This window comes from Gammaproteobacteria bacterium, assembly GCA_029880545.1.
Classification (GTDB): Bacteria; Pseudomonadota; Gammaproteobacteria; order Acidiferrobacterales; family SZUA-150; genus JAOUOD01.
In genome coordinates, this window is record JAOUOD010000005.1 from 121,556 (window position 1) to 133,603 (window position 12,048).

Sequence of the window (12,048 nt, forward strand, 5' to 3'; positions counted from 1 at the left end):
AACTGGCTTATCCGCTTTTCCCGGAATCGGATTCCGGGTATGGTCGGCGCCATGATGCGCCCGATCTCGTTATTTATACCGGTATTCCTCTTCCTGACACCAATTTTGTCGGCGGCAGCCGAGAGTCCTGTTTCAGGCACTGAAACGCACAAGCAGCGATTGGAGCGGGTCAGCAAGCTGGCCAAGTCGGGAGCCAGCCAGTTGGCCCAGGGATTGGTGGATGCCTACCAGCCGCCCGAGCAGTGGATTGAAGACTGGATGCCCTGGGAGCGGCAGCGATTCAGCATTTTGCGGCATCGACGTGACTGGGCGGCAATGCTGGCCCGGGTCGACGCCATACCGGACAAGGTGTCGCCGGCGTTCCGATCCTGGGCCTGGGAACAGGGCGCGGATGCCAGTTTATATCTCAGTCAGACAGCGAGGGCGCGCGACTACTTGCGGCGACTGTTGTTTGCCGATCATGATCCCAAGGATAAAAATACAGGCACCCGCGTGGCGCGCTGGCGCCGGATGGTGATTCGTTCCTATCTGCAGGAGCGTAGCGCTGAAGATGCCATCCTGGCGCTGAATCATTACATTGCCGACTACCGGCCTTCTGGCTATGACTGGAAAGTGCTTCATGCCCAGGTGTTGATCCTGAACGGCAAGTTTGCCGAAGCCTACAAGCTGTTAAGTGGTATTGATCGCGATGAGAGCCGGTTACTGCAGCAACTCGCAGCACTGCGTGGCGACATGCTGCCGGCAAAGAAAGTCGTGGATAACGCCCGCCAGGTAAAACTGGTCAAGCTTAGGCCGGAATCGTTTATTGATTCTCGCAGCCTGTTGGCCGAGGCGGCAATTGCCGACAAGCAATACTGGTCGCGAGTTGAAGCCCTTGAAGTATTGCTGCAGCAGACCCAGGGCATGGCGTACCGCAACCTGGCGTTTGGAAACATTGATGGCGATGATCTGTGGCAGGCCTACCAGCGGGCAGCCGAGCAACTGGGCAATGCCAACCGTTTGCTGGTCGGTGATGATGACAAGTGGCTCAAGCTGGCAGACCAGGTTCGAAAGAAGAAGCCATTGCAGGCGCGGGCGATCCAGGCGCTGGTGGCCAGGACTGGGCGCGGCAAGGCGCGCGAGCAGGCGTTGACATTGCTTGTCGATGACCTGGTAGATCAGGAGCTTGATCGAGTTGTACTGGCTTTGTTCTCGGTGAAACAGTTTACTGATGTGAGCAAGCTGCCAGCGGCGACGAGGCACCAGTTGGCCGAGTATGCGCTGGAGCGGCGCCTTATTGTCATGGCCGGTAACATGATTGATGGCCTAGAAGAGCAGGCTGTTCTGGCTGATGCCGGGCAAGGCAAGGCGATCAAATCGAAGGGCAAAAAGAAACCTGGACCAGGCAAGGAGTTAAAGCCGGGTGATGAGGATGTTGTCTGGCCGCTGCGCAAGGCCCGCATCCTGGTATATGCCGGGCGTCATGATGCGGCTATTGGTGAGTTGCACAGGTTTGTGGCGGAGTCTGGAAAAAAAATGCCCGCCGTACTGGCAGAACGCACTGTCAATGTATTATTTGATTTGCAGGCCGTGGAGAAACATGCCGAGGTAATTTCACTGCTTGGGGAGTTGCAGCCAATGATCAGCGATAAACAGATACAGCGTGAATTGTTTTACTGGATGGCAGATTCCTACAAGGCGCTGGGTGAGCTGGCCCAGGCAGCTGAATTGTACCTGCGTTCGGCGTATCATAACCAGCCGGGCGGCGGCGATATCTGGGGCCAGACAGCACGGTTTTATGCCGCCGAGACCCTGGCCAAGGCGGGCATGATTGATGATGCCCGGTTCGTTTATACCAGGCTGCTGCGTGGCACGGATGACGCGCGACGTCGCAGCATGCTGGAGCAGCGTATACAACAACTATGGCTATATCAAAAGACCCAAAACAATTCACCGCTGTTGTTCGAACCCCAATAGGCAAGCTGGGCATAGCCCTGTCTGATGATGCCGGTCAGCTGGTATCGGTGGATTTCCTTGGCGACAAGTACGATGCCCGGTCTTCGCGTATCCCGCTTGCTGTTGAAATCCGGAACCAGCTTGATGCGTATTTCCGTGATTCTGCTTTCGAGTTTGATTTGCCGCTGGGTCCGGCACCGACGAAATTCCAGGACCGGCTGCGCTCGCAGTTGCTGGCGATTCCTGCAGGCAGTGTCGATACCTATGGCGGCCTTGCCGGAAAGATGGGCAGCGCACCGCGCGCCGTCGGGGTGGCGCTTCGATCGAACCCGATTCCTGTCATCGTTCCCTGTCATCGAATCGTTGCCGCATCGGGCATTGGCGGGTTCTCTGGTAAAACCCGTGGCCGGATGATTAATGTCAAGCAGTGGCTGCTGGATCATGAGCGGGGATAGCGGCTACTGGATTGATCGCTTTGTTGATATGTTGTGGTCGCAACACGGATTGAGTGATCACACCTTGTCTGCCTATCGTCGTGACCTGGAACAACTGGTGAAATGGTTGCAACCGGAACAGACGGCATTGCATCTTGCCCGGCGCGAACAGCTATTGCGTTTTCTTGCCGACGGCGTTGCCGGCGGTGCCCGACCGCGGACGACTGCGCGATACCTTTCCAGCCTGAGACGGTTCTACCGGTTCCTGTTGCAGGAAGGTCATCGCCAGGACGATCCATCGGCCATGATCGATTCACCGAAGCTGAACCGTGGCCTTCCAGGTACACTGAGTGAAGCCGAGGTGGAAGCTTTGCTGTCAGCCCCGGATACTGAAAAACCACTTGGTATGCGCGATCGGGCAATGCTCGAGGTGCTCTATGCCACCGGTTTGCGTGTCAGCGAACTGGTGGGGCTGGAATACCGGCATGTCAGCCTCGAATCCGGTGTTATTCGGGTAATGGGAAAAGGCAGCAAGGAGCGCCTGGTACCGCTGGGCGAGGAGGCCATCGACTGGTTGCAGCGTTACCTGGCTGCCGCGCGATCGGAGATCCGCGGCAGCAGTCAATGTTATTATGTATTCCCGACGGCGCGTGGCGGTGCCATGACCCGCCAGGCGTTCTGGGCCAATATCAAGCGCTATGCTGATCAGGCAGGTATTAAAACCAGCCTGTCGCCACATACGCTGCGTCACGCGTTTGCGACTCATCTTCTGAATCATGGTGCTGACCTGCGCGTGGTGCAGTTGTTGCTGGGCCATTCAGACCTTTCAACAACGCAGATCTATACGCATGTGGCCAGGGCGCGATTACAATCGCTGCATCAACAGCATCATCCGCGTGGCTAGTATGTACTCGTGACAGTTTCAGCCAAGGTTTGACTGGTGAGGTTCAGGCGGGAAACAGACAAATGACAGGAGCAGGAGCCGGATGATTGACTGGAACGCGTTGACAGACAGGTTTGCCGATTTTGTACCGGTATTGGCGACAATTAGCTTCCTGGTTCTTTTGCTGGGGATCAGCCATCGATTTCTGATCGGCCGTCGCCGGGAACTGGGCGCCGAGGCGATATTGCCGAGACAGTTGTTGATGCTGGCGATGACCACGGTTGGTTTGCTGATCATCGTGCTGATGTTTCCCATGTCTGATGTTACCCGTGGACAGGTATTCAGCCTGCTGGGTGTTGTGCTGACGGCAGTAATCGGCTTGTCATCGGCAACATTTGTTTCCAACATGATGGCCGGTATCATGTTGCGTGCTATCAAGAGTTTCCGGCCCGGTGATTTCATTCGTATTGGCGACAAGTTCGGGCGGGTTACGGAGCGTGGCCTGTTCCATACTGAAATCCAGACCGAAGACCGGGATCTGACCACGTTCCCCAATATGTATCTTGTCACCAGCCCGGTAACCGTTGTACACAGCACCGGAACCATCATTTCGGCGACCCTGTCACTTGGCTATGATATATCCCATGCCGAGCTGGAGCCGCTTATGAAGCGCGCTGCCGAAAACGCCGGTTTGACCGATCCGTTTGTACTGGTTACCGAGCTTGGTGATTTTTCAGTCAACTACCGGGTCGCCGGGTTTCTCAACGATGTGAAAACTCTCGTTACTGCGCGCTCCAGCCTGAGGAAGCATGTTCTAGACGTGTTGCATGGCGCCGGTATAGAAATTCTGTCGCCTTCATATATGGTCCAGCGTCCGCTATCGGCAGGTGAAACAATCATTCCGGATCCTTACCTGCAGACAAGTGCGGCGCGGTCTGGGTCCGGCAAAACCGACAGTACGCCGGAAGAGGTCATGTTTGCCAAGGCCGAGGAAATTTCCTCGCGCGAGGAGATCAGGAGCGAAATCGCGAAAATGAAGGACAGGATTGTGGAGCTTGCCAAATCAGCGCAGGCTGCATCAGCGGAAGAAGACGAGATCATCGGGCGGCGCATTCATGGCATCGAGCGCTATATAGGCATGTTGACCCGGCGGCTGGACCAGATGGAGTCCGGCAGCGGCAAATAGGTGGTTGATTCCGGTTTGGCAGCATGAAGCGGATAGAAATAACAGAAGCCGGCCGCGATGACCGGGCGGTGATCGAAGACATGTTTCAGTCATATGCTGATGATTTTACCGCGTTTGTTGACAGTATTCCTCGAACGGAAGATGGTCGCTACCTGATGCCTGATGGAACGCCGACCCTGGACTCCTATTTTTCCAGCGCTGATCAGCATGCACTGCTTGTCACCGACTCTGACCGATCAGTCGGGTTTGTTCTGCTGGATCGACAATGCTTGATGGACCCGGCATCGCTGGTAGTGGCGCATTTCTATATTAGCCAAGAGTGGCGTGGAAAGGGTGTTGGCACTCTCGCTGCGGCGCAGGTGTTTGATATGTTTCCGGGTCCGTGGGAAGTTGCGGTAATGCAGGAGAACCTGTCGGCCATACGGTTTTGGCAGGCCGCTATATCGCGATATACCAGGGACAGTTTCCGGAGGCTGGAACCGGATGGCTGGAGTGGACCCGTCTTCGTGTTTGATAATTCCGGGCATCCCGGTGGCAAGGAACTGTAATGGGTCGTCGTCGCTTACCTGCTGCCGCCAAATCGCCGTATATTACTGCGGATGGATATGCTGCGTTACAGCATGAGACCAGGTGTTTGTGGCAAAAGCGCACCGAGGTCACTGCTGCGTTGGCAGCGGCTGCCGCAGAGGGCGACCGTTCCGAAAACGCGGAATACATCTACAGAAAGAAAGAGTTGGCCGGTATAGATCGTCGAATCCGTTATCTGCAGAAACGCATGCCGGATCTCAAGGTCATTCGTAAAGTTCCAGACAACCCGGAGCAGGTATTCTTCGGGGCGTGGGTGGAACTGGAAGATGAATCGGGCAACACGGTTACCTATCGCGTCGTTGGTCCTGATGAGCTCGATTTACAAAATGGCTGGATCAGTATTGATTCGCCATTGGCGCGCGCACTGATGAAGAAGTCCATTGATGATGACGTGCGGGTATCAACGCCTGAGGGTGAGCGCGAGTACGTGGTGGTAGCCGTCAGTTATTCGTCACCCTGTTCCTGAAGATTCAACCCTGGTTCCAGTACCCGTTGATGCTGCCCGGTAACTTGTCCCGGACGCTGTTGCCGAAACCGTCGATACCGGTTTGAATCAGGAACGCATCACCGTGTTTGCTATAGCCCAGTACTGCCGCCAGATTTCTGGCCAGTGTTGTCCGGTTCATGGCGCCAACGCGGTCGCGTAATACTCCATTAAGTTCGCTAGTCAGGATGCCGTATTCCCGGTCAAAAATGTGTAATGACTGGAAGTAATCCAGCGCGGCTATAGCAAAGACCAGGGTAGTCGATTTGATCAGCCAGCTTGGTTCCGGTAGCGCCAGCAGGCTGATAAAGCTGATACTGGCGGAAATTATGGAAATCATGCCCAGCCTGGTCGAACTTGCCCGTGCCTCGCGATTGTCGGCCATGAGTTGCCGAATCTGAATCTCACGGTTGCGCGACATGAGTGTGTGCTGGAAGTGGAGTTCACGAAACAGCACGAGAATGCGTGCCAGTTTCTCGGCGTGGTGCTGTCGATGAATGCCAGACTGTTCTATTGCAGAAGTGAAGGTGTTGTCGAGCTGGCTCAATCTTGGTGCAATGGCGGAGCGTTCGGCGCGATCAAGTGACTGGTTGATCATGTCGCGGATTTCAATAACGTCTTCTACGTCTGCCGGAAAGCGCAGGCCGGCCAGGGTACGATATACCGCCGGAAAGCTGCTGACCGTAATGTGTTGTTGCAGTACCTGGCTCCGCTGCTTGCGGGCAAGACCTTGTCTTTTATCGCGCCTGGTTCTCACGGCAGCATCCCTCGCTGTCATTCGAGTGATGGAAGTATAACAAGTATTGAAAGCCGTGGAGTTCTTAAAATGCCGTTTTGTCGGCCAAGCCTGACCTTTCGGATTGCAATCAGCCACCTTCCAGCATGTTACGCAAGCCGTCAAGATGCGCCAGGCCGCGAGCCTGTTTTTCTTCTGCTGGTAGCTCGTCTCGTCCTGACCAGTGCAGGTCTTCGCGCGGCAGCTCTTCAAGAAAGCGGCTGGGCTCGCAGTCAATGCGATCAGGGCCGCGCTTGCGCTTGCGCGCATAGGTCATGGTCAGGGTTTTTTGTGCGCGTGTAATTCCGACATAGGTCAACCGACGTTCCTCGGTAATCCCGGCTTCGTCAAGACTGTTATGATGTGGCAGGATGTTTTCTTCCATGCCGATCATGTAAACATGGGGAAATTCGAGGCCCTTGGCCGCGTGCAGCGTCATCAAGGCAACCTGGTTATCGGCAGCATCATCGTCACTGCGATCCAGCATGTCGCGCAGAACCAGGTTGGCGACCACGCGCCTCAGGCTCGGGTTCTTGTCACCGGCGCACATGTTGTGTATCCAGTCGCGGAGTTCGTTGACATTTTCCATACGACGTTTTACCGCCTTGCTGTCCTTGTGTAATTCGCGCAGCCAGTTTTCATAGTCAATGTCCTTGAGCAGGCGATCAAATACCTGGCCGGCATTGGCATCAACATCGTCATCATCGCTTTCCATCATGGCGTCGTTGGCCAGCTCGCCTATCCAGTCGGAAAAATGTCGCAGCCTGGCAATGGCATTTGACTGCAGAACCTGTTCGAGTCCCAGTTCGGAACACGCGCGCAACAGGCTGACATGCCGCGAACCGGCATAATGACCCAGCTTGCTCAGGGTGGCAGGGCCGATGTGGCGCTTTGGTGTCTCGACGCATCGCAAGAACGCCGCATCATCATCAGGATTGCTGATCAGTCTTAGATAGGCAACAAGGTCCTTGATTTCAGCACGATCAAAAAATGATGTGCCTCCGCTAAGGTAGTAGGGGATACCGCGTTCGCGCAATACCTTTTCCAGAACGCGCGACTGGTGATTGCTTCGATAAAGAATGGCAAAGTCGTTGTACCGGAGTTTTTTCTGAAAAAGCTGCGCCTGGATATCAGCAATAACCAGTTCGGCCTCACGTTCTTCATTGTCGGCAGGCAGGATACGAATGGGGTCGCCGTATCCCAGTTCGCTCCACAGCCGTTTCTCGAAAACATGCGTATTGTTTGCGATCACTGCGTTGGCGGCCTTGAGAACGCGACCGCTCGAACGATAGTTTTGTTCGAGCTTGATGACCGTCAGGTTATTGAAGTCTTCGTTGAGCAGTGCCAGGTTTTCCGGGCGGGCGCCACGCCAGGTATAGATGGACTGATCATCGTCACCAACAACTGTCAGACCATGATGTGCAGATACCAGTTGTTGAACCAGGCTGTACTGGCAGCTGTTGGTATCCTGGTATTCATCGACCAGCAGGTAGCGAATTCGCCTGCGCCACTTGTTGAGATGTTCAGGATGTTCATTAAACAGCCTGACCGGCAGCAGGATAAGGTCATCAAAATCCAGCGCGTTAAAAGCCTGCAATTGTTGCTGGTACAGCGGGTAGACGCGTGCCGCCAGGCTCTTTACCGGCTGGGCATCACAGTGATTGATCGCATCATCCGGAGATACCAGTTCGTTTTTCCAGGAAGAGATATGCCAGCGCACCTGGTCAGGAAGTGACTTGTCACCGCTGAGATCATTGCGAAGTATGTCGCGAACAATGTTGGCGCAATCATCGGAATCCAGGATGGAGAAGTTTTTCTTGTAGCCGAGTGTCTCGGCATCCTCCCGGATTATGCGCAGGCCAAGCGAGTGAAACGTCGATACATGCAGGCCTTCGCTGCCTTCCTTGCCCAGCAGGCGTGTTACACGTTCACGCATTTCCCGCGCCGCCTTGTTGGTAAATGTCACAGCGTAGATGCTGTCAGCCGGAAAACCCTTGTCATTGATCAGCCAGGCAATCTTTTGGGTGATAACAGAAGTTTTGCCGCTGCCGGCACCGGCCAGTACCAGCAATGGCCCGTCGATATGGCGAACGGCCTTCAGTTGTTGCGGGTTGAGTTGAGACAAACGACTGGTTTCCTGCGCGACTGTTCTGTTTGCACGGCACGAGCATCGAAATGGATGAGCGCACAGCAAGTGATGTAGTCGCAGATATTACCGGCTGGACAACTTCTGCGGTAGATTGATTTTTCCCGCCGATTGTGCGCCTTCAGGCGACCGTATCAGGATTGCAGAATCCCGACGAATTGATTAATTGTTTTCGGGGCAGGATTGGCAAGAATACTCTCGACACATTGTGCCAGTGGAAATTGTGCCAGGTCGATGAGTTGTTTTTCTGCCAGAAGCCTGATGGTGTGCGGACCTTCGCCAGTCAGCGCGGTTGTGTCGCCGCGTGCCAGCATCAACCCGAGCTCATGATGATGCGAACCGGCACTGGTCGCGGTAGTGACCAGGTCGCCCAGTCCGCCGAGTGACCAGGCGCTGTCGGGTGCTGCGTCCACGGACTGCAATACCTGTTTCAGTTCTGCCATGGTTTTGACCAGCAATGCACCACGACTGTTGTCACCAAGACCGAGGCCGTCAGCCAGGCCAAACAGGATGGCGTAGACGTTTTTCATAATTGCCGACCATGACAGGCCGATCATGTCATCATGGGGTTGCAGTGTCAGGGCAGTGTGACGGAAACAGCGCATAATGGCCCGGGCATGATCATGGTTGTCAGCAGCAACATGAGCGAAGCCGGGTTTGCCGGCAACTATCTCCTCGGCAATCATGGGTCCATAAATGACGCCATAGCCGGCACGACGGCTGAACCGGCTTGCCAGGATTTCAACAGGCATGCGACCCTCGTCATCCAGGCCCTTGGCGATGGCGGCGCATACCGGGTTGTTGACCGGGTCAGGCTCAACCAGTTTGGATACGCGTGCCAGTGCAGTGGCCGGCAGGCAAAAATAGATATGGCTGGCTGCCCGGCTCCAGGACCGCAGTTGAGCGTCGGCGTTATCCAGGTGGCGATGCCAGATGTGTAACGATGCGTGCAGGCCTAGCAGGAATTCAAAGGCGTGACCCATCTCGCCGTATCCTATAATCAGGATGTTGGGGTCAGTCTGTCTGGCTTCAGGAGGAGTCACGGTTGCGGTTTTCCGTTGCAGAGCTTGACGACGTACTCCATTGTTACATAGTTTACCAGTACAACAAACGGGCGCCGTTGCCGGGTTTGACCGGTAATCCTGGAAAGCCATGACCGAACCCTTGATTCTGTTTGTACCCGGAAAACACCCGAAACCGCCTGCCGCGGAACACCTGGCCTTATTGCGCCTGGCCATGGCCGGTGGCTTGCGCAGAATTGCAGCGACACAGGCGAACAGGCTCGAGCGGTGTGAACAAATACTCGAGGTGGCGCCCTGGAATTTCAGTTATTACGCGGAACATCGGGATGAAAGTCGGGATTGGCCCTGGATTGAGCTTATGCTTGAGCGCGAAGCGGCCAGCCTCCCTGAAAAACAACAGGCCCGTCACTGGCGAACCCGCATGGCCGGGATCTGGATTGGCCTCGCTGACCGGTTTCCGTGGTTGATCCGCTGGATTCCGGACCCGGTCGTGCGAGAATCCGTTGCTGATACCTGGCGCTATTTTTGTAACCAGAACAAGATTGCCTGTCGCGTACGGGAGTATGTAAAAGCACCCCTGCGTGAGGCGTTCGCGGCGGACCGCGAGGTACTGGTTATAGGCCACAGCATGGGCTCCGTTATTGCCTATGACGCACTTTGGGAATTATGGCACGAAGAGCACAACAAGGGATTGGTCGACTTTTTGACCATAGGCAGCCCGCTCGGATCGCATTTTGTCCAGTGTCGTTTGCTTGGCTGGGAAAACGGGCACGGGCGTCGATATCCCGGCAATATCGGCCACTGGACCAATATAGCTGCTGAAGGCGACCTGGTGTCACTGGATAAAACCTTGGCAGATGATTTTTCCGGTATGATCGGGCAGTATGTCCGCGGCGACATCATCGATATCTACGAAAACGTGTATACCTGGTTCCGCAACGAGGACGGGCTGAATGTCCATCGATCCTACGGTTATCTTGTTCATCCCGAGGTTAGCAGGGTGATCGCGGCATTCCTGGCAAGGTGACTATGGACAGACTCTTGATGATTTTGGTGGCTGTGTGCCTGGGTATGTCGCCGGTTGCGGCTCGCGCCCAATCTGCGCTGCCGACAACAATCAAAAAGACCATGCAGGAAAGTCGCATCCCGCAAAACAGTGTGTCGATTTACATTCATCGAATCGGTGAACCCGGACCAAGATTGGCCTGGCTCGATGATGTGCCACGCAACCCGGCGTCAACCATAAAATTGCTGACCACGTTCGCTGCCCTGGAGTTGCTCGGTCCGGACTTTACCTGGAAAACCGAGGTCTATACCCAGGCGGCGCCCGAGCACGAAACCCTGAATGGCAATCTGTATCTCAAGGGCTATGGTGACCCGTACCTGGTCAGCGAGCAATTCTGGCGCCTGTTGCGGGAAGTGCGTTATCGCGGGCTAAAGCGAATCAATGGTGATCTGGTGCTGGATGACACCTATTTTGAAACGGAAGCCGTTGATCCGGGCGGTTTTGATGGTCAGCCACATCGTTCTTATAATGTTGCGCCATCAGCATTCATGCTTAATTTTCAGTCTGTAAATTTCCTGTTCCGGCCGGGCCCGGATAATCAATCAGTCCAGATTGTCGCCGATCCGGATCCGGGCCTGCAGATTGTGAATCGGCTAAAGGTAGGAAAGGGTGGTTGCCGTAACTGGAAAAGTCGCGTGCACATGGATGTGGCCAATGGCAAGGATGACGTAATCCGTTTTAGTGGTCGCTATGATCGGGCCTGTGGCGACAAGAGCATGTATCGCGTGGTGACAGATTCCGGTCAATATATCCGCGGGGTGTTTCGTTCCTTGTGGCAGGAGCTTGGGGGGCGGTTCGAGGGCAGATTGCTCAAGGCACCGGTTCCCGGGTCCGCGAACCTGTATTTTCAGAAAACATCCCAACCGCTTCCCGAGATCATTCGGTCCATTAACAAGTACAGCAACAATGTCATGACCCGCCAGTTGCTGCTGACCCTCGCCGCCGAGCGTGGCGGTGTGCCGGGTACGACCGAAAAGGGCGTTGCTGTGATTCGTGAATGGCTGGCTGGGCGAGGTCTCGATGACCCCGGGCTGGTTCTGGACAATGGAGCAGGGTTGTCGCGCGAAACCCGGATCAGCAGCCAGCACATGGGTCGATTATTGTTGGCAGCATATTCCAGTCCGCGCATGCCGGAGTTGATGGCGTCGCTGCCCATTGTTGGAACTGACGGCACCCTGGCAACGCGATTTGCCGATTCACCGGCAACGGGCAGGGTGCACGCCAAGACCGGTCTGCTTGACGATGTGCGCGGGCTTGCCGGCTATGTTCTGGATCAACATCAACAACGCTGGGTCGTGGTGATTCTGCATAACCATGCGTCTGCGCCGCATCGGGCGGGTGAGCGGTTACAGTCTGCTGTTCTGAGCTGGATATTCAGCCAAGCCAGCCTCGAATCCGGGCTCGAATAATTCCTTCACATTACGGGTACTTCGCAATGCTCCTGAAGTTTGCAATATTTGTCGACAAATCTTCACAATTTAACCGATTTTAGCGACACAAAATTCGCCTATATTTTGGGTGCTGCGTTT

General features: G+C 55.2%; 11 protein-coding genes. 8 read left to right on the forward strand and 3 right to left on the reverse strand.

The features are described 5' to 3' along the window. Positions 1-39: 39 nt before the first annotated feature. The 6 genes from OEZ10_07315 to greB all read left to right on the forward strand — a co-directional run bounded on the left by OEZ10_07315 (position 40) and on the right by greB (position 5,492). Positions 40-1,956: a hypothetical protein gene (locus OEZ10_07315; GenBank protein MDH5632789.1), complete on the forward strand. Its 1,917-nt coding sequence runs from the start codon at positions 40-42 to the stop codon at positions 1,954-1,956. Then, positions 1,902-2,390 carry a methylated-DNA--[protein]-cysteine S-methyltransferase gene (locus OEZ10_07320; protein MDH5632790.1) on the forward strand — a complete coding sequence of 163 codons (489 nt, stop codon included), beginning with the start codon at positions 1,902-1,904 and terminating at the stop codon, positions 2,388-2,390. The genes OEZ10_07315 and OEZ10_07320 overlap by 55 nt, the downstream gene beginning before the upstream one ends. Then, positions 2,377-3,273, forward strand: coding sequence for a site-specific tyrosine recombinase XerD (xerD, locus tag OEZ10_07325; protein ID MDH5632791.1), 897 nt, complete (start codon positions 2,377-2,379; stop codon positions 3,271-3,273). Before OEZ10_07320 ends, xerD begins: the two co-directional genes overlap by 14 nt. Before the next feature lie 82 nt (positions 3,274-3,355). Further along, a complete protein-coding gene (locus OEZ10_07330) occupies positions 3,356-4,438 on the forward strand; it encodes a mechanosensitive ion channel family protein (GenBank protein ID MDH5632792.1) in 1,083 nt (360 codons plus the stop codon). A 23-nt stretch (positions 4,439-4,461) separates the two neighbouring features. Continuing rightward, complete coding sequence (locus OEZ10_07335) at positions 4,462-4,986, forward strand: GNAT family N-acetyltransferase (protein MDH5632793.1); 525 nt, start codon at positions 4,462-4,464, stop codon at positions 4,984-4,986. Further along, positions 4,986-5,492 carry a transcription elongation factor GreB gene (gene greB, locus OEZ10_07340; GenBank protein MDH5632794.1) on the forward strand — a complete coding sequence of 169 codons (507 nt, stop codon included), beginning with the start codon at positions 4,986-4,988 and terminating at the stop codon, positions 5,490-5,492. Before OEZ10_07335 ends, greB begins: the two co-directional genes overlap by 1 nt. A gap of 4 nt (positions 5,493-5,496) precedes the next feature. On the opposite strand, the gene OEZ10_07345 is transcribed toward greB, so the two are convergent. The 3 genes from OEZ10_07345 to OEZ10_07355 all read right to left on the reverse strand — a co-directional run bounded on the left by OEZ10_07345 (position 5,497) and on the right by OEZ10_07355 (position 9,474). Continuing rightward, the gene (locus OEZ10_07345; GenBank protein ID MDH5632795.1) at positions 5,497-6,267 is read right to left on the reverse strand and encodes a hypothetical protein; all 771 of its coding nucleotides are present in this window, start codon (positions 6,265-6,267) and stop codon (positions 5,497-5,499) included. Positions 6,268-6,376: 109 nt separating this feature from the next. Further along, positions 6,377-8,410, reverse strand: a complete 2,034-nt coding sequence (locus tag OEZ10_07350) for a UvrD-helicase domain-containing protein (GenBank protein ID MDH5632796.1) — start codon at positions 8,408-8,410, stop codon at positions 6,377-6,379. 155 nt (positions 8,411-8,565) lie between these two features. Next, the gene (locus tag OEZ10_07355; GenBank protein MDH5632797.1) at positions 8,566-9,474 is read right to left on the reverse strand and encodes a hypothetical protein; all 909 of its coding nucleotides are present in this window, start codon (positions 9,472-9,474) and stop codon (positions 8,566-8,568) included. Positions 9,475-9,583: 109 nt separating this feature from the next. Here OEZ10_07355 and OEZ10_07360 point away from each other — a divergent pair, with 109 nt between their 5' ends. Further along, positions 9,584-10,480, forward strand: a complete 897-nt coding sequence (locus OEZ10_07360) for a hypothetical protein (GenBank protein MDH5632798.1) — start codon at positions 9,584-9,586, stop codon at positions 10,478-10,480. Between the two features lie 17 nt (positions 10,481-10,497). Next, positions 10,498-11,928: a D-alanyl-D-alanine carboxypeptidase/D-alanyl-D-alanine-endopeptidase gene (gene dacB / locus OEZ10_07365; GenBank protein MDH5632799.1), complete on the forward strand. Its 1,431-nt coding sequence runs from the start codon at positions 10,498-10,500 to the stop codon at positions 11,926-11,928. Positions 11,929-12,048 lie beyond the last annotated feature (120 nt).

Bases quoted from the DNA above. Each gene is read 5' to 3' on its own strand.
- OEZ10_07315 (MDH5632789.1), top strand. From the start codon at position 40: ATGGTCGGCGCCATGATGCGCCCGATCTCGTTATTTATACCGGTATTC.
- OEZ10_07320 (MDH5632790.1), top strand. From the start codon at position 1,902: ATGGCTATATCAAAAGACCCAAAACAATTCACCGCTGTTGTTCGAACC.
- xerD (MDH5632791.1), top strand. From the start codon at position 2,377: ATGAGCGGGGATAGCGGCTACTGGATTGATCGCTTTGTTGATATGTTG.
- OEZ10_07330 (MDH5632792.1), top strand. From the start codon at position 3,356: ATGATTGACTGGAACGCGTTGACAGACAGGTTTGCCGATTTTGTACCG.
- OEZ10_07335 (MDH5632793.1), top strand. From the start codon at position 4,462: ATGAAGCGGATAGAAATAACAGAAGCCGGCCGCGATGACCGGGCGGTG.
- greB (MDH5632794.1), top strand. From the start codon at position 4,986: ATGGGTCGTCGTCGCTTACCTGCTGCCGCCAAATCGCCGTATATTACT.
- OEZ10_07360 (MDH5632798.1), top strand. From the start codon at position 9,584: ATGACCGAACCCTTGATTCTGTTTGTACCCGGAAAACACCCGAAACCG.
- dacB (MDH5632799.1), top strand. From the start codon at position 10,498: ATGATTTTGGTGGCTGTGTGCCTGGGTATGTCGCCGGTTGCGGCTCGC.